Origin of the sequence: Fibrobacter sp. UWR4 (assembly GCF_003149045.1) — a bacterium.
Lineage (GTDB): Bacteria > Fibrobacterota > Fibrobacteria > Fibrobacterales > Fibrobacteraceae > Fibrobacter.
In genome coordinates this window covers 13,752-31,179 of the sequence record NZ_QGDU01000015.1, presented here as the reverse complement: position 1 = coordinate 31,179, position 17,428 = coordinate 13,752, and the positions used below count along the sequence as shown (strand labels likewise).

11 protein-coding genes and 1 pseudogene are annotated in these 17,428 nt (G+C 51.3%); 4 read left to right on the top strand and 8 right to left on the bottom strand.

All coding sequences use genetic code 11. The annotated features are described in order from the left end of the window. Positions 1-6: 6 nt before the first annotated feature. Positions 7-6,489, bottom strand: a complete 6,483-nt coding sequence (locus BGX12_RS07690; protein ID WP_109735501.1) for a glycoside hydrolase family 9 protein — start codon at positions 6,487-6,489, stop codon at positions 7-9. Between the two features lie 381 nt (positions 6,490-6,870). Next, positions 6,871-7,650, bottom strand: a complete 780-nt coding sequence (locus BGX12_RS15640) for a hypothetical protein (protein ID WP_109735500.1) — start codon at positions 7,648-7,650, stop codon at positions 6,871-6,873. A gap of 402 nt (positions 7,651-8,052) precedes the next feature. Between BGX12_RS15640 and BGX12_RS07680 the strand changes: the two genes are divergently transcribed. Next, on the top strand, positions 8,053-9,690 hold the full coding sequence (locus BGX12_RS07680) for a fumarate hydratase (RefSeq protein ID WP_109735499.1): 1,638 nt from the start codon (positions 8,053-8,055) through the stop codon (positions 9,688-9,690). A 321-nt stretch (positions 9,691-10,011) separates the two neighbouring features. Here BGX12_RS07680 and BGX12_RS07675 read toward each other — a convergent pair whose 3' ends face one another. From BGX12_RS07675 to BGX12_RS07655, 6 genes and pseudogenes are all read right to left on the bottom strand, one after another. Continuing rightward, a complete protein-coding gene (locus BGX12_RS07675; protein ID WP_233246307.1) occupies positions 10,012-10,836 on the bottom strand; it encodes a Fic family protein in 825 nt (274 codons plus the stop codon). Between the two features lie 24 nt (positions 10,837-10,860). Further along, a pseudogene (locus BGX12_RS16105) lies at positions 10,861-11,112 on the bottom strand (DUF4172 domain-containing protein); the annotation flags it as partial. Positions 11,113-11,179: 67 nt separating this feature from the next. Next, entirely contained in the window at positions 11,180-11,731 is a 552-nt protein-coding gene (locus BGX12_RS07670; protein ID WP_109735497.1) for a pseudouridine synthase, read from the bottom strand. A 77-nt stretch (positions 11,732-11,808) separates the two neighbouring features. Next, positions 11,809-13,629 (bottom strand): polysaccharide lyase family 1 protein, encoded by a 1,821-nt coding sequence (locus BGX12_RS07665; RefSeq protein WP_109735496.1) that lies wholly within the window; start codon positions 13,627-13,629, stop codon positions 11,809-11,811. Positions 13,630-13,810: 181 nt separating this feature from the next. Continuing rightward, positions 13,811-14,311, bottom strand: coding sequence for a hypothetical protein (locus BGX12_RS07660; RefSeq protein ID WP_109735495.1), 501 nt, complete (start codon positions 14,309-14,311; stop codon positions 13,811-13,813). Positions 14,312-14,323: 12 nt separating this feature from the next. Next, positions 14,324-15,493 (bottom strand): TraB/GumN family protein, encoded by a 1,170-nt coding sequence (locus BGX12_RS07655; protein WP_109735494.1) that lies wholly within the window; start codon positions 15,491-15,493, stop codon positions 14,324-14,326. 121 nt (positions 15,494-15,614) lie between these two features. Here BGX12_RS07655 and BGX12_RS07650 point away from each other — a divergent pair, with 121 nt between their 5' ends. From BGX12_RS07650 to cmk, 3 genes are read left to right on the top strand one after another with little or no spacing between them, the layout of a single operon-like run. Next, positions 15,615-16,238, top strand: coding sequence for a hypothetical protein (locus BGX12_RS07650; RefSeq protein WP_109735493.1), 624 nt, complete (start codon positions 15,615-15,617; stop codon positions 16,236-16,238). A 40-nt stretch (positions 16,239-16,278) separates the two neighbouring features. Next, the gene (locus BGX12_RS07645; protein ID WP_111361621.1) at positions 16,279-16,692 is read left to right on the top strand and encodes a hypothetical protein; all 414 of its coding nucleotides are present in this window, start codon (positions 16,279-16,281) and stop codon (positions 16,690-16,692) included. Positions 16,693-16,728: 36 nt separating this feature from the next. Further along, positions 16,729-17,397 carry a (d)CMP kinase gene (gene cmk / locus BGX12_RS07640; RefSeq protein ID WP_109735491.1) on the top strand — a complete coding sequence of 223 codons (669 nt, stop codon included), beginning with the start codon at positions 16,729-16,731 and terminating at the stop codon, positions 17,395-17,397. Positions 17,398-17,428 lie beyond the last annotated feature (31 nt).

Genomic DNA, 17,428 nt, shown 5'->3' with positions numbered 1-17,428 from the left:
TAGAAATTAACGTCTCTTGGATCTCTTAAAGCCGAAGGTCCTTGTCTTGGAGTCAGTTTCCTTCTTGCGTACGCCCTGAGTGCAGCTGAGACCGTCGTCACGAAGCTTGCCATCTACGGTTTCGGTGCAGTAGGAGGTTGCCTTGAAATCAAACTTGGCGATATAGGGACCGGTACCGATTTTTCTACCGTCAACGGATACAGGGGCTTCGCCATCCTTTGCAACCCATTCCAGGCTCAGCCTGATTTCGCCGTTCTCGTTGATGTAATTACGGAGGACGTTGAAACTTGCCGCGTTAATCTTGATTTTTTGATTGTTGATGAACTGGCCTAGATTGTCATAGACATCGGCGGCAATGTTCATCTCGTAATCGTAGAAGTACGGCTTTGTGTTACCTGTCAAGCTTGCCGACGGAATCACGACGGTAATGTTGAATACCGGGCTTGTGAAACTAGTCGGCATGGCGGAGGTTACGTTACCTACGGACCAGGATCCATTGTGATTTTCCAGGTACGTACGGTTGCCTTCGCTGTTGGCGACGGTCAAGACAAAAGGATAGTCCTGGAACTGGAGCGGTACCATGGAGGGTTGTACATCTGCCTCGTTTCCAATGTTTTGATTCATGGTCACGATAAAGCGGGTCTTTTCAGAAGAATTACCCGATACAGAGACCCAGGGGTTCTGATCCGTTGCAAAGTTACCAGTCTTGTCGCTGAAACGAGGTGCTGGGTCCTGGCCTGCATAAACGAGCCTGATCTGGTCACCGACACGGATTGCGTCATCGGCGTCATCCTTATAGGAGAACGTGTACCTACTATCGGCGTCAATAACGCCTAAAGGATTCAGGAAGGCGTTGGCAGGGACATTGCCGGTACGCTTACGTTCGATATAGCTGGTGAGCATATCCTTGCTTGAATTCAGCGGTTCGGACATTTTTACAGAAAGGTATGCGTTGTCGCCGCGATTTTCCTTGATGGCGCTCAGAATAATGGGCGGACACTTGTCGACGATAGAATAGTGGGTGTCGAAGAATCCACCTTCCGGTCCCAGACGCGGAGTCACTCGGCCGCCGATACCATCGTTAGGTCCACTGGTAGCTCCCTTGGGGAATCCGTTGGTGGCATCCATCTGGATTAAAATGACGGAAACGGTTTCTGTAACAGGTTGAGTTCCGATGACCTGGCCGTAGGTTGCGCTGGAGGAATCCTTGTCGATGATTTCTTCGTCACGGGTCTGTTCTTCAACGGTGTGAGTCCAGGAGCTGGGCTTAAAGCTTACTGTTGTTGCGTTCAGGCCCCATACGACCACGAAACTGTCCAGCATGTCCTTTTCACGAAGCTGCTTTTCGAACTTCATGTAAAGTTCATCCGGATAACCATCTCCCTGCAGGTCTCGCATTTCTGCCAAGGTGATGGCCACAGGTCTGGGGGTTTCGGCAATCTGCACATTATAACAGGCACTTACAGGATCAAGAGCGTTGAATGCATTGTCGGTAGCCATATTGGCCAACATATGAACAAAGGCACCTTCCTTCAGAATTTGTCCGTCGGTGTTCCCGGTAACAGCAAACATCCAGCTCTTGCCATTGTTAGAGGTGGTAGCCTTGCCGACGACGTTGATAACTGCCCCAGTAACACCCTGAACTTCAATGGGCCATACCGTGTTAGAAGCCAGCAGGACCGGCTCGTTGAAGCCTACCATCAAGGTATCTTCAGGATACTGACGGTCCGGATTTTCCAGAAGGGTGACACTGATCAGCTGGGGAAGAATGCCATCGCTAATGGCCAGACGCTCCTTGCTGATTTCGCCATCGGCTTTCAGGAAGAGCTCTGCTACACCAGTGGGTGCTGCGGTTTCGGGGATGACAATTCCTGCAGGGATCTTTATCACCACGTCTCTTTCTCCGGAGGTTTTGATTCCGGCGAGGGAAACGTCCATGGTATCGGACATGCCGTTAATGTAGAAACGTATGCTCTGGAACTGAACGTTATCGTCCAATTCGCTGGAGAACTGCACCAGCAACTGGTCTGCCACGTTATCGCAGTCGGTGTCCTGTGCCAGGACCTTCAGCGGAGTGGGGTAGGTGGCTTCAGCGTAGAAGCTTTGCTTGGAAACGTCTTCATCGTCATCCGGATCCAGGTAGATGACCTGGATGGTATCGCCTGCGAAGAAGGAAATCTGGTCTCCCTTACGCTGGTTCTTTGCAACGGATACTGCATTCACGGTGAACTTGCTGGTGAAGGAACCCGGACTATTGGGGTCTTCACCCATGGCAACTTTCAGAGTGTCGCTCTTCTTGTTGTTGATGACCAGGACGTTGAGTGCTCCGCTGTAATTAGCCTTGTCCCTATCGACGAGGAAGATGTTGAAGCTTGTGTTGTTCGGATCTGCGGGACTTGCAACAGGGTTACCTGCCATGTCCTTGATGGTCAAGGCTGATGCGGTCATGTTTCCACGAGAGAACTGTACATAGTAGTTACGGTTCACGAAGGCGCAGCCACCGTTTTCCGAACAGGCTTCGCATTCCGGATCCGGACCGGCAAACAGGGTGATGTCCACCTTGTTGCTGCCAATAGCCATCTTCACAGGAATATTCAAAGTCCAGAGGCCGGTAGAGTCAATGGGACCGTCACCGCGTTCTACATTGTAGTGGGCGACAATAACGCCTTCTGTGTTGTACATGAGAATTTCGTCACCAATGCGCTGGGTGGTGGTCTTTAGCTGAACGCCGTTAGCCCAAATCTTGGTGATGTAACCCTGTTCCGTAATAGAGGCATGGCCCTTTACGTATACGGTACTGCTGGTCTGGTCCAGCTCGACGTAACTTCCTTCGGAAACATTAAACGGTGCGTCGAATTCCACGCTCATTTCGTAGTGGGCGCGCTTGGTGCCCATTTCCTGCTTGGAGGGGCTATATCCCCAAATGAATTCGTCCTTGCGGTAAACGGTAATGAACTGGTTAATTGCAATTTCATTGTCGATATCACCGTAGTCCTTGTCTTCGATGGGCATACCGTCGTAGTCTGCTCCGTCAACCAGGAATTCATGGGGTGACCAGGACCAGTCGCCAGATTCCTTGGTAAAGCGTTTCTTACCCGGCTGACGCTGGGTCTCGCAAGTCTTGTAACCATCGTTGGACATACCTGAAGAGAATCCGAAGTCAACACGCATACGGGACTGGGACTTGATGGTTGTTGAACCGAGGGGGGCCGGGAAGTAGTAGGAGTACGTTCCGTCCTTGGGATTGTAGGTGTCGTCCAAACGGACCGGCAGGGCGGCTCTCAGCAGGTCGCGAAGTTCACGGTCATTTTCGCAGGGCTTATTGAAGCCTGCTTCGTCGTAAGCTTGGCAGATGTCGGAGTCAATCAATGTGGCACACTTTTCGACCTGCTCTGGTTTAGCAGTAAAGTACAGACGCAAGGTCAAGCTGTCAAAGGGACGGGCTTCGTTGTTATAGACATTTGCATCCAGGAAGTCCATTCCACCAAATACGTACTGGTAGGTACGGACGCTAAAGTCGTACCAGCCCACGGGGGTGGTGAACTTCAGCAGTTCGCCCTTGTCGTTTACGTTGGTGGAAACACCGTTACTTTCTACCATGTAGTAGTAGGTAGTTTTTTCCTTAAGGCCGCCAATCTTTACATAATGGAACTTGGTGGGCAATCCAGAAACATCTGCATTGCGGTTTCCAGAATTGAAAGCGAATTCACTTGGGGTGGCATGAGCTACGGTATCCCAGTAAATCTTGGATTCGTATTCGCCGTTGGGAGTGTACCACATAATTTCGGCACTGTCACCCTGAAGGTTACAGACAGTTACATTGTTGATTTCTGCTGCTTCAACAGTGTTCAGCGTGGTAAAGGTGTAAGGAGCCTTAGTGCTATCCACCATGAACTTTTCTGTGTAGTTGGTTTCTACGTATGCATTAACGCCAATGGCGTAGAAGTAATAGGTGGTTCCGTTATCGAGACCTCGCAGAATGATTTCGTGCTGCATTCCCTTTTCGTCATCGGAAGCTGTCATGGTGTAGGAGCCTTCAGCTGTACCATAGACAATCGTTGCTGTTCCGCGGTTGGAAAGCTTTACCATGACAATGGCGGAGTCCATGCTTACATGGCGGATTTCCACGTTCACCTTGGGGGCTTCGGTTCGGTCAAACTTGGCTGCGGCAAGAGCGCCGGAGCTAACCAAAGTTGCTGCTGCGTCGATACAGGTTTCTGACTTGTGGTAGTCTTCCCAGCTCTTGTTGTCGGGAACCATGGAGTTGGTAAGACCCGGAGTGACACCACCGTAGAGAGCGCCTACTGGAGGATTGTACTTGTAGTTTGCGCCGGGCTGATTCTTTCCTTCCGGGTTGGCTGCACGATGGTGGGGATGGTTATCGTTCTTATCGCCAATGCCCAAAATGTAGGATACATCCCAGGGGTTCACACCGAGGAGGTAATTCAGCTGGTTGATACCCAACTGGTGCATTTCGTCTGCCTTCCAGTCGGGAGAACCCAGATTCGGAAGGACTATGCCTTTCTCCTGGATGTCTTTTGCTACGTCTGCATAAGCGAGAACTTCAAAGATGTTACCTGCCTGGTAACGGTTGTAAATCCAGGTCTGGTCCGTCTGCATGGAGTACCACAGCGGGTCATAGCTCACGGAGTTGCCCTTCCAGCCAATACTCTGGACCATGTAGTTTGCAGGATCCTTGCTGGGGAGGGTAATTGTCGCTGTACCGGCGCTGACGTCGTTCAGATTGTGGATCATGCTCATGACACAGTCTTCAATAGCATCCTGCCATTCCTTTTCGGTGAGTCCGTATTCGGTCAGAGCCTTGTTCTTGTCTGCGAGAATCAACTTATAGAGTGCATAGGTTGCATAAGCATAGGCGTTTGCCCAGCTGGTATTCTTGTGGTTCTTCAAGAAGCCCTTATTGTCGGTTACGAACCAGCCTCCTTCAAAGCAGCCTACGCAGTTCTCCATAAAGGACTGGGGAACGGTGGTTCCAAGGGTGCGGGAACGGATGGCGTCGTCTGCGTATTCCTTCTTGCCGGTAGCATACCAGAGGGCTACAGAAGCAAGTGCCATGTCGTCGAAGTATTCGTTGTTGCCGTTATAGGCGGGAGAGCTCCAACCGGCGGCTTCCTTGTTGTTTACAAAGGGTTTACCACCGTCATAGGTGGACTTGCCTGTTGCAAGAGCCTTGGCAAAGTCGTACATCTTTTCGGCGACCATCAAGCAGGAATCGGCAAATGCAGCGTCGAATTCGCGGTAGTTCTTGGAGAGAATTGCAAGACCTGCGGCGGTTTCACCACCGATGTTTGCGCCGATTTCTCCAAGACGGACGGTTCTGGACGACGGGCCGCCACGGTCCGTTGCCGCTGCAGAATTATCAATAGGAAGCTTGTCTTGGTTTTCAGGACGGCCCCACCAGCCGTGGTCGGAACCAAAGTTACCTACAGAAAGGGCCATGTCGTCAATGACACCCTTGGCTCGATTGTAGGCACGGAGAACGAAATCCGCACCGTGTTTGGCTTCGCGGAGCATATCGGGAATACCGTCGGTATTAACGGTTTCTCCCTGGTTGTAGGCATAAACGTCTTCGTCAGCGTCGGGATTGGCGGCTGCCATGACGGCTGCCACCATGAAAGCGTACATCTGGGTTTGGGATTCCTTCAGGTGGTCACCGCAGTCGTAATAACCGCCTTCCAGAGTTCCTGCCAGAGACTGGTTGAAGGGACCGCGGACATCATCCGCACCGGTTACAACGGGACCGCCTCCGTCCAAGGTGTGGCTGGGACCATGGAACCAGGATTCTCCGTTACCACTACGGTTGATTCCGTAGAATCTCAGCGCAGCGGAGCGGACCATGGAATAAACGCGGTTACTAATAATAAAGGTGCTGGAAATATCGTTTCCTACTTTGATGCGGTAACGGGTGTCGGTAGCAAGTCCTGCTGTCGGGATGTTGCCTATTTGGACCATGCCCGATTGACCGGTGATGTCGACCTGGTAGCGCTTCTGGTCGTTGGTTGCTGCGTTGGTACCCGCAATAATGGTCCAGTCGGAAGAAATGCTCTGACCAGATGACTTAAAGTTGCCAGTAACTTTTGGTGAAAGAGAATTACCGTCAATGTCCACGATTTCGAACGTGGTGGCGGATCCCACATAATAGAACTGGCGTTCCATGTCGCTTTCCATGTAACCAGCCTGGTTTACACGGATGGGAGACATCTTGACGTTCATGGCATCAAGATAGGCCTGGTTCAGTGTGTCCGGAATGAAGGTGTTTGGCAAGAAAGATGCCGGGGTACGCTTCTTGGGCACCATGTTATGCTTTGTGGTTACCGTAGTATCATAACGGTCAAAGACGGATTCGTCCCAAGTCAAAGGCCAGACAGGTCTTATCAGATCATAAGGAGTGGGCTGCTCTTGAGTAGCGGCTGCCACAATTGTCGTGGCTGCCATCAAAACGGCTGCAAGATTCTTCTTCAACGGCACAGGGCCTCCTTTTTATACGCAACAAAATAGATGAGTACACGATGCACTCAACCTAACATCCAAACACGTTCCAAGCTAAAATAGATTTATCCGTGGAAAAAGTTTCTCGGGTAAACCATAAAACGTTCTATAAATGTTCTCAAACTGACAACAGCCTTTAAAAATCCTACGGGAGTCGAAGACTATTCTCTCGAAGTAAGAAAAAAGTAACAAACTCTGTTCTTATTTTCAAAAATTTTCAAGGTGTACCCGCGGGGCTTTGCCATATGGATTCCCTGAGATGCCATCCAGTGAATAAAAAAGCTCCGCATTAGCGGAGCTTTTTTTAAGAGAGCGAGTGTGACCGGAGGTTCATAGCCAGGCGGTTTACACGAGCGGTCATTAATCCTTGCCTGTGAAGATGATGGCGAGAACGGAGGCAACGAATGCCACGGACACAATCAGGAATTCCCAGGGGTTTTCCATGACGGAGGTCTTGGCAGCGCCGTTAGCTTCGCTAGCAACCTTAGCTTCTTCTTCTGCCTTGGCCTTTGCTTCAGCTTCAGCAGCCTTCTTTTCTTCTTCAGACTTAGCGAGGGCGGCAGAATCAACAGGAGCTTCTTCAGCCTTTGCTTCGAGAACTTCGGTCTTTGCTGTGTCTACTGCAGCGGTTTCGGCGGCAGCCTGTTCAGCAACGGGAGCTGCGGCAGAATCAGCAGGAGCGGCAGCCTGTTCAGCGGCAGGAGCTGCAGCAGAGTCTGCAGGAGCAGCAGCCTGTTCAGCCGGAGCCGGAGCGGCTTCAGCAGCAGGAGCCGGAGCGGCAGCAGCTTCAGCAGCAGGAGCCGGAGCGGCAGCAGCTTCAGCGGCAGGAGCCGGAGCGGCGGCAGCTTCAGTGGCAGGAGCCGGAGCGGCGGCAGCTTCAGCGGCAGGAGCCGGAGCAGCGGCAGCTTCAGCGGCAGGAGCCGGAGCGGCAGCAGCTTCAGCGGCAGGGGCCGGAGCAGCTGCTTCAGTAGCAGGAGCCGGTGCGGCAACTTCAGCCTTCGGAGCTTCGGCAGGAGCCGGAGCAGGAGCAGCGGCAGCAGGCTTCTTCTTAGCAGGAGCGGCGCCCTTCTTGGCGGCCGGTGCTGCGAAAACAACTGCGGAGGCGAGCATGGTAGCCAGCATCAGGTTCTTTATATTCATAGTATTCCTCTTTGATTTAAAATTTTTCCTGCCAAAAAATAAATTCTCTTTGACAAAACAGAAACAAAAAATAAGAAAAAAGTGAAAAAAAAGGGTGAAAAGTGTGGCGAAAATGCGATAACAGCCTGTTCATCCCCTAAAAATGAGCATTTGTCGCCCAAAATGTGTGGTTTATCCTGAAATGCCGGTCTAAGATGGAAAGAGCGAATATGTTAAAGGTTTAAGATATTTCTTTCCGCTTTAAGCTAATATTATGTAATTTTGCCCATGTAACTTTAACCCTACGGGTAATTACGAATTATAAAGTATGAATTATGAGAAGAATAATCGCGGCTATGCCGCCTGGTTAGATCTTGTAATTCATAACTCGTAATTTATAATTGCCGATTTCAAGAGGCTCATATGGAATTCAAGTACGAAGCAACCGTCCAGCACACGGGTGACACCACTGAATACGTAAATCTCGGCAAGGAAGGCGTTTCCGTAACCGAATTCGAAGGCAAGAAGATCCTGAAGGTTTCTAAGGAAGCCCTCACCAAGATCGCTCAGGCTGCTTTCGAAGAAGTCAGCTTCCGCCTTCGCCCGGCTCACACCGCCAAGGTGGCTAAGATCCTCCAGGATCCCGAAGCTTCCGACAACGACAAGTTTGTCGCCCTCACCCTTTTGAAGAACGCTTGCGTCGCTGCAAAGGGCGTGCTCCCGTTCTGCCAGGACACCGGTACCGCTATCTGCGTTGCCCACAAGGGCCAGCAAGTCTGGACCGGCTGCGATGACTTCGAAGCAATTTCCGAAGGTATCTTCAACGCCTATACTACCAAGAACCTCCGCTACAGCCAGATCGCTCCTCTGACCATGTACGAAGAAAAGAACACCGCCTGCAACCTGCCGGCACAGATCGACATCCACGCCGAAGAAGGTGCCGACATGAAGTTCCTCTTCGTTGCCAAGGGCGGTGGCTCTGCCAACAAGACTTACTACTGGCCCATGACCAAGGCCCTCCTCACCCCGAAGAACCTGGAAAAGTTCATCTCCGAAAAGGTGAAGACTCTCGGTACTGCAGCTTGCCCGCCGTACCACCTGGCTATCGTCATCGGCGGTACTTCTGCTGAAATGAACACCCATACCGTTAAGCTGGCTAGCTGCGGTTACTACGATGACCTTCCGACCACAGGTTCCGAAGGCGGCCGTATGTTCCGCGACGTGGAAATGGAAGAAAAGGTTCTCCACATCTGCCAGAAGACTGGCATCGGCGCTCAGTTCGGCGGCAAGTACCTGGTTCACGACGTTCGCGTGATCCGCTGCCCCCGCCACGCTGCTAGCTGCCCGGTTTCCATCGGTGTTAGCTGCTCTGCTGACCGTAACATCAAGGCTAAGATCGACGAAAACGGTCTCTGGCTCGAAAAGATGGAACACAATCCGGAACAGTACCTGCCCAAGGGCGAAGCTGTGAAGATTGCTGATCCTGTGGAAATTGATCTGGACCGCCCCATGAAGGATGTCTGCGCAGACCTGACCAAGTATCCGGTTGCAACTCGCCTGAACCTGAAGGGCACCATGATTGTGGCTCGCGACATGGCTCACGCAAAGATTGCTGAAATCCTCGACAAGCAGGAAGCTGGCCAGGAACTCTCCGACATCGAAAAGAAGGTGCTGGAAGTTGTCTCCAACCATCCGATCTACTACGCCGGTCCGGCTAAGACTCCGGAAGGCATGCCCACTGGTTCCTTCGGCCCGACAACTGCTGGCCGTATGGACCCGTATGTAATGCGCTTCCAGAGCAAGGGCCACTCCATGATCATGGTGGCTAAGGGCAACCGCTCTCAGGATGTTACCGACGCTTGCCAGAAGTTTGGCGGCTTCTACCTGGGCTCCATCGGCGGTCCGGCTGCAATCCTTGCTGAACAGAACATCCTGTCCAACGACATCGTGGCCTTCCCGGAACTGGGCATGGAAGCAATCCGCAAGATCACCATCAAGAACTTCCCCGCCTTCATCCTCGTTGATGACAAGGGCAACGACTTCTTTAAGGGTCTCCTTTAAAGAACAAAGTGCCCGTCGCCAAGCGTAAGCGACTCGTATTAACGAGTCGTTGAAGCGCGGAACACTTGATGACACATGTTCCTATTTGCGATAATCAAGTGTGGAGTCTTTGTTGGGCAACGACTTCTTTAAGGGTCTCCTTTAGTAGTCGTTGGGCTTGCTGTAATTGATTAATACAGCGTCATCCTGAGCGACGAAGTCGCGAAGGATCCAGTAAAATTAACCCCGTCGGTTCGTGTTTGCACCGGCGGGGCTTTTTTGCATAGACAGAATCGTTTTCATTAGCGACAAGGTCATTTCTGGCGTTTCCCGGAAGGGGCCTTATTCTACCAGCATATAGCTGGTGCTTCTGCCGCCAGCGTCTTCCTGCTTCAGGATACTTTTTGAGACAAGATCCTTGATGTCGCGGAGGGCAGTGTCCTCGGAGCATTTTGTGATTTTTGCCCACTTGGATGATTTTAATTTTCCATCAAAACCTTCTAACAGTTTGTTAATCATTAGGCGCTGGCGTTCGTTGATAGGCACGTCTTTGATGCGGTCCCAGAAGTGGGTTTTATTAAGTATTTTGGCGATGCTATTCTCGCTATTTTCCAGGGCGTGCTTCAGACAATTCAAATACCAGACAAGCCATTCGGTGATGTCCGCATCGTTTTGCTGAGTTAGCTCAAGAACTCGATAGTATTCTTTTTTCTCGGTGAGAATTTGCGCCGACAGGCTGTAAAAGCGTTTTTCGGAGTTATCGGATTGTGCTAGCAGATAGTCTGACAGGGCTCGTGCAATGCGTCCGTTACCATCGTCAAAAGGGTGGATGACTACAAACCAAAAATGAGCTATGCCTGACTTCAAAGTCAAATCCATGTTGTTTGCGTTTAGCCATTTTAGAAATACGTCCATCTCGGCTTTGATGACGCTTGGCATAGGGGCTTCGTAATGGACTCGTTCTCTGCCGATGCCTCCGGAAACCACCTGCATCTCGTGTTTGCGGTACTTGCCTACGTCAATCTTGTAGATGCCGCTGAAACCAGTGGGGAAGAGGGAAGCGTGCCATCCGAATAATCTTTTGGCGGTAAGCGCTTTCTTGAAGTTTTGTGTTGCGTCAAGGAGCATGGCGACGATGCCGTCGATGCTTCTGTCTGAATTGACCATGCCTGCGAATTCTAGACCTAGTTGCCTTGCAATGGACGAACGAACCTGCTCATAGTTTAGGGCGATCCCTTCAATTTCTGAGGAGCGAACCACGTCTTCGGTCAGGCTTTTGAGTAAAGCTTCGTCTTGAAGTGAAAATCCGAGGGCGCTAAGCTGTCCGAAAATCTTCCCTTGCAGGTGCCTTACATTCCCAAGTAAAACCTGTATTTTTGAATTATCCCAGGTGAAGTTTGGCCAACTTTTGTACTGATAGATATATTTCGGACACACTCGCATGCGGTAAATATATAAAATATTCGCCGCAAAAATGCGGTGGATATTTGTAACATTCTCCGCAAATGGATTAAATCACTTTCTCCGTTACAACCCGCCATTCACCTGGCAGCAAATCACCCAGGGGGATGTTGCCGATTTTTACGCGGACCAGGCGAAGGGTGGGGAATCCCACGGCGGCTGTCATATGGCGGACCTGGCGGTTCTTGCCTTCGATGAGGGTGAGCTCCACCCAACTGGTGGGAATGTTTGCGCGGAAGCGAACCGGCGGATTGCGGTCCCAAATCCAATCGGGGGCGGGCACGATTCGCGCGCGGCAGGGCTTGGTGTGATACCCCTTGATGTCTACGCCTTTGCAGAGCTTGCCCACGGCTTCTTCCGTAATTTGTCCATCGACCTGGGCGAGGTATGTTCGGGGGTGTTCGAATTTTGGATCCAGCAATTTCTTGATGAGCTTCCCATTGTCGGTCAACAGGAGAGCCCCTTCGCTGTCATGATCCAGGCGGCCTGCGGCGTACACTCCCGGCGGAAAGCCGAAGGTGTCCAGAGCGGGGTGGCCCGACTCCGGCGTAAACTGGCTTAATACGCCAAAAGGCTTGTTGAACAGAATGACCTTGGACATGGCTGGTGACAATATAAAAAAAGACTCCACCTTATTAGGGGTGGAGCCGAATTTTGATTTTGGTTGTTGGAATTTTCTTACTTGAGAGAAATTCTCTTGGTTGTTTTGCCCACACGGACTAGGTAGGAGCCTGCATGGGGGAGGGTTACATCAAAGTTGTTTGTCTGGATGTAGCGTCCGAAAATGTGGCGGCCCTGCATGTCCATAATGTGGAGGGTGCTGCCGGCAGCCCCATGCACGACCAGGGTGAGGCCGGTGATGGAAACTTTGAAGTTGATGGCTGCAACCTGGCGAATTGCCTGGTCTTCTTCTACGGAAGAACTGGATTCAACAGAAGGTTCTTCTGCAGAACTGCTGGATTCGATTACGGGCTCGTTTTCCGGAGTGCTGCTGGATGCTGGCTGTACATCGCTGGAGCTGGCAGGAACGCTTGCGGAACTGCTTTCGGGAGTGACGCTGCTGGAGGATGCTGCAGGTGCAGAATCGTTCGTAACAGTAAAGGTCCCGCTCTTTGTTGCGGTATTGTTTCCGCCGGTTGTGGTGATGGTCCACTTGTAATCGCCTGCGGGAGCGTTTGCAGAAACAGTTCCGGAGATGTAGAAGTCGGAACCCTTCAAGGTGCCGCTTACACCTTCGGGGAGGCCTTTGACGGTTGCGCCAGTAGCACCTGCGATAGTGAAGTAGAATTCGTCAATGGCAGCGCCTGCAGCAACGGTCTGTGTGGAACTGCCCACGCCGTGCTTGGTGAGGGTAGCTTCGCCAGTAACGGGAGCGGTGGAACTGGAAGACTTTGCGCTGGAGCTGGAGGACTTTACAGAGCTGGAACTTGCGACGGGAACGACAACGGAGGAGGAACTCTTAGGCGTTGCGCTAGAGGACATGGGGGTGACTTCACTAGAACCCGGAGCGGGGAGGGTGGGGCCTGCGTATGCCTGGATGGAATCGCGGAGAGCGTAGGCCTTTGCCTGGGTACTGACGTCGGTAATGCTCATCTTGTAAGCCGGGGTAAAAGCGGTGCCCTGGCCCGTGGTGTTTCCGGAAGTCTTTTCGTAGTAGTTTCCAATCATGGATACCTTGGCATCTTCCTTGGACTGATTGTTGTAATCCAGGGGATTCTTGACGCCGATGAACACATTGTTTTCCACGCGGATGTTTGCCTTCATGCCGGCGCGGACGCAATAGCTGGCGGCGCTGCTGGTATAGAGGTTGTTCACCACATGAACCTGACCGAAACGAACTCGGGGCATGCGTTCCTTCACACCGTCGCCCCACCAGTTATGATGTGCTGTAATCTTCAGGGCGTTTGCGTCTGCAGTCTTGGAGTCGCTATTGCCGAAGAGGTTGGAAAACTGATGGTTCTTAGACTTGGAAGTGTAGGTGAACTTGCTCCAGGAAACGGTAATGTAGTCGGACTGGTTCACGATATCCATGTTTCCGTCGTGACCGTCGTAGACATGGACGTGGTCGATCCACACGTTCTTGGATTCGTGGTTGATCTGGAGGCAGTCTTCGTCATCTTCGTCCACGGCGCCTACACCCTGTACGGAAACGTTACGGATGATGACGTTCTTGGAACCGGAAATCTTGATGCCGCTGCCCTTGGAAGGCTGGGTAATGACGACGCCCGGATAGCCGTAGAGGGTGACGTTGCTGCCCACTTCGATGGTTCCTGCGTAAGTACCCGGCTTGATGTAGATGGTCTTGTTGCCGGCCTTGGCGTAAGACTTCAGGTCGTTCACATTGTCCACGGTGACAGTGCCGTAGTTGGCTCCACCAGTGGTGCCGCCGTTCTGTGTTGCCCAACCGCTTAGCGGAAGTGCGGGGCCATAGGCCATGGCTGAAGTTGCGAAGAGGGTTCCCAGAACCACGCCTGCTGCGATTTTAGTCAAATTTTTCATACTCACATCCCTTTTAGTTTTGATGTTCTCAAAAACTTTCTCAAAATATATGCTAAAAAATGAACTGAGTCAATAGGTAAATACGAGAATTTTTATAAAAATTTGTAAAAATAAAGAAAACTACCCCTAAAAGAGTAGTTTTGCTTGTTCTCAAAAGTTTTGTTTTACTTTGGCGGACCGTTTATTTGGTCATGAACATCTTGTTTTGGATGAGCTCTATGGCTTCCTCGAATTTCTTCTGTCCGTTTTCTGCAGTAGGCTTACAGAAAATCTTAATAGCGAAATCGCTAGATCCGTTCTGCACACCTAGAAGGATAGTCTTGCTCAGGAAGAAAATCAGAAGACAGGTCAGGCTGAGGACCAGGCTCACGCTTGCCATGATGAATAGACCGGCACTGCTGGAACCCACGCAAATTCCAATGACCAGAAGTGCGATGGCTGTTGCTATGAAGCAACAGAAAGCTGCCAGGAACTTGGTGTCGCGTTGGAACTGCAGGAAAATTCCGGTAATGGATTTCAGGGGGACTGTCTGCAGGACCTTGCTTCCAAAGGAATTCATTCGACAGGAAATGAAGTCGTTGTTGCAGGTCAGCGTCGTGGTCTGGTTCACTTCGAAGCAGTTCAATTCAACGAAGGTTTCCTGGTCGGGATCAATCTTGAAATCCTTGATGTTCAGCTTCATGAGGACTCCTGATTAAAGGGCCTGGTAAATGTTGAATATAGCGAGAATCTTTCCGACGATGGCGGGAATGCCTGGGCACAGGAAGCAGAGAATCACTCGGGTGACACGGTTCTTCCACCAACGCTTCACCTGCCAGATATCATCGGAGAGCGTTTCCATTTCGGAAACGCGGGGCGGCCGCATGTAAACCTGGGTGAGGGCTGTAAAGAAACCGACGCCAATAAGCGGCGTAAGACCCGTAAAGGGTGCTGCGACCAGCGCTACAAGAATTGTCAATGGGTGGCCGCCTGCGATAATCGTTCCCAGCATGGCTCCGCCGCCGGTGAGCATTGCCCACTGGAGGGAAAGTGCGCCAGCCTTTTCGGCACCGGCGTGTACGCCAACGGCAATAATGCTTGCGATAATGGCGATGGGAATGGCCCAGCCTATAATCTTCCAGATGGGGGCTCCCTTGGGGATGAGACAGATGGATTCCTCGGACGGAAGTTCCTTGTCTTCTTCAATAATGCTTGCGATGCCGCGCATGTGGCCTGCGCCGACCACGGCTACGATCTTGTCACCAGGGGCGTTCTTGATCTTGCTTGCCAGGAACTGGTCGCGCTCGTCGATGAGAACCTGCTTTACTTCGGGGAAGGTCTTGCCGAACTCCTGCATCATGGAGTTCAGCGCATCCTGTTCCTTGATCTTGGCCAGCTCTTCTTCGCTGACTTCGGTCTTGTCAAAAATGCTTCCGAAAAGTCCTCCCAGGAGGGACATCTTGCGGTACCAGGGGGTGCATGCCCAGGTGCGTTTCAGGGTGATCTTGATGTCGCGGTCTGCCAAGACCAGTTCGTGACCGGCGGCCTCGGCTACGTCTACGGCTTCCTTCAGTTCCGCTCCGGGCTTTACCCCGGTTTGGTCGCCCATACGCTTCTGGTAGGAACCCAGTACCAAGTTGGCGATGAGGGTCCCCAACTGCTTGTTCTTGATAATTTGGCGTAAATCGGTCTTTTTCCAGCGGTCCGGGTCCTTGATGGAAGCGAGACGGCCTTCGTCAAGTTCAACACAGACGGTATCCGGTGCTTCAGTTTCGATGGTCTGCCGAACCAGTTCCTTGGATGCCTGCGAGATGTGGGCCGTACCCACGAGAATAATTTCGCGGTTGTCTTTCTTGATTCGGTAAATGTCTGCGTTTTCGGTCATGTTTTGCGCTGTAGATTGTATTGAACAACAACAAGTTAGGTAAAAAATTGTACAATAATGTGGAAAAATGCTAAAATATGGTTATATTTTACGTGGGATTCATTTTTCGGAGGTTAATCCTATGAAAAAACTGTTGGTGTATCTTTCTTTAATGTCCTTGGTTCTGATTGGATGTGGTGGAACCAAGTCTGACGATCCTGAAGCTCTGGACAACGCTCTCGTTGCCTTTACCTCTTGCGTGCAGGGCGCTCGCTGGCAGGAAGCTCTGGAATACGTCACCCCGGATGAAGCTGACGAAATCGGCACTTCCGATGGTTACGAATTTAAGGAAGAATATATGTTGGCAGCTCGCCGCCTGCCTCTTTCCGTTCTTCGTAAGCAGGGCCTGGAAGTAGATGGCCGTGGTCGTCTGGTCGGTATCAAGGCCGCTATGGACGAAGCTAACGAACGTAACAAGATGTCCGCTGACCAGGCTAAGGTTGGTACCAACCTAAAGCAGATGGAAGACGAACGCATCAAGCGCCGTCTGGAACAGGGTCAGAAGATTATGCAGGAAGAAGAAGCTGCTGCAAATCAGGAACAGGAAGAAATCGTATTCTCCAACAAGCTGACCGATGAAGAAAAGCGTAAGTACGGCAGCACTCGTGACCTCATGGCTCCGGAAGAACTTTCCGAAACCGACGAAGCTGTTCGCGAAGCTCAGGAAGCTTTTGACGGCGGTGCTGTGGGTGGCGAAGACGATTAAGAAACCTACATCAAGTCTGTTAAGAACGGTGCTTTTTCAAGTGCCGTTTTTTTTCGTGGCTGCCACTTGCCTCTTGTTCTGTGGTTGCGGCGATCTAGGGGGAGATCCCATTCTAAGTGACGCTCACTTTAGTCGGACGTTCCGCTACTATTATGAACAGGAATGCCTGGTTGACGGAGACTGGTTCCATGATTGCAGCCGTGTGGAACCTCTAAGTCCTGCTTACGTCGTTCACATTCGTATTGACGGGTTTGGTGACGCGACTCTAAATCTGGATGGCCACGGGTACTATTTCGAGAACGGGACCTACGATGAAGATTGGGATCGCCATGGCGGCTATTTTGACTTTTATGACGCTGGTAGCGGGCTTACCATCTATAAGGATGGCTCGGAAATGATTATCTGGGACCTGGAAAACCATGTTGCCACCATCTATTCCTACGAAATGTGGTGACCGATTGAAAGAATGTTTCTAAATTTCGCCCCACTTATGAGTAATTCTGAAAACTTTGTGATCGCCCTGGATGGCGGTAGCGGTACCGGTAAGAGCACAACGGCAAAGATTATTGCCAAGAAGCTTAATATTACCTACCTGGATACCGGTTCCATGTACCGTGCAGTGACTTTTGCCGCTCTTGAAAAGGGTATCCCGGCCGAAGAAGGTCCTGCCATGGACGAATTGCTCAAGAACCTCAAGCTTAGCTTTGATTCTGAAAACCATATCCTCATTGACGGTGTTTCCTACGAATCCGATATTCGTGGTATGCGTGTCTCCAGCAATGTGAGCATCTACTGCGCCCTGCCGTCCGTCCGCCGTGCCATGACTGAAAAGCAGCGTGAAATCGGCGCCACCTCCAGTTGCATCCTGGATGGTCGTGATATTGGAACCGTGGTTTTCCCCAATGCCAAGTACAAGTTTTTCCTGGTCACCGATGTAAAGGTCCGTGCGGAACGCCGCTATAAGGAACTTCTCGAACGCGGTGAACAGGTGACTCTGGAGGCCGTACTTCAGAACCTGGTCGAACGTGACCGTCTGGATTCCTCCCGAGCAACGGCCCCCCTCAAGAAGGCCGACGACGCTATTGAAATTGACACTACACAAACCTCAATTGAACAACAGGTTCAAAAAATTCTCGACTACGTAGGTGTAGTGGCGTAGCCTGAATTTTTTTAACCGCAACCAAAACAAA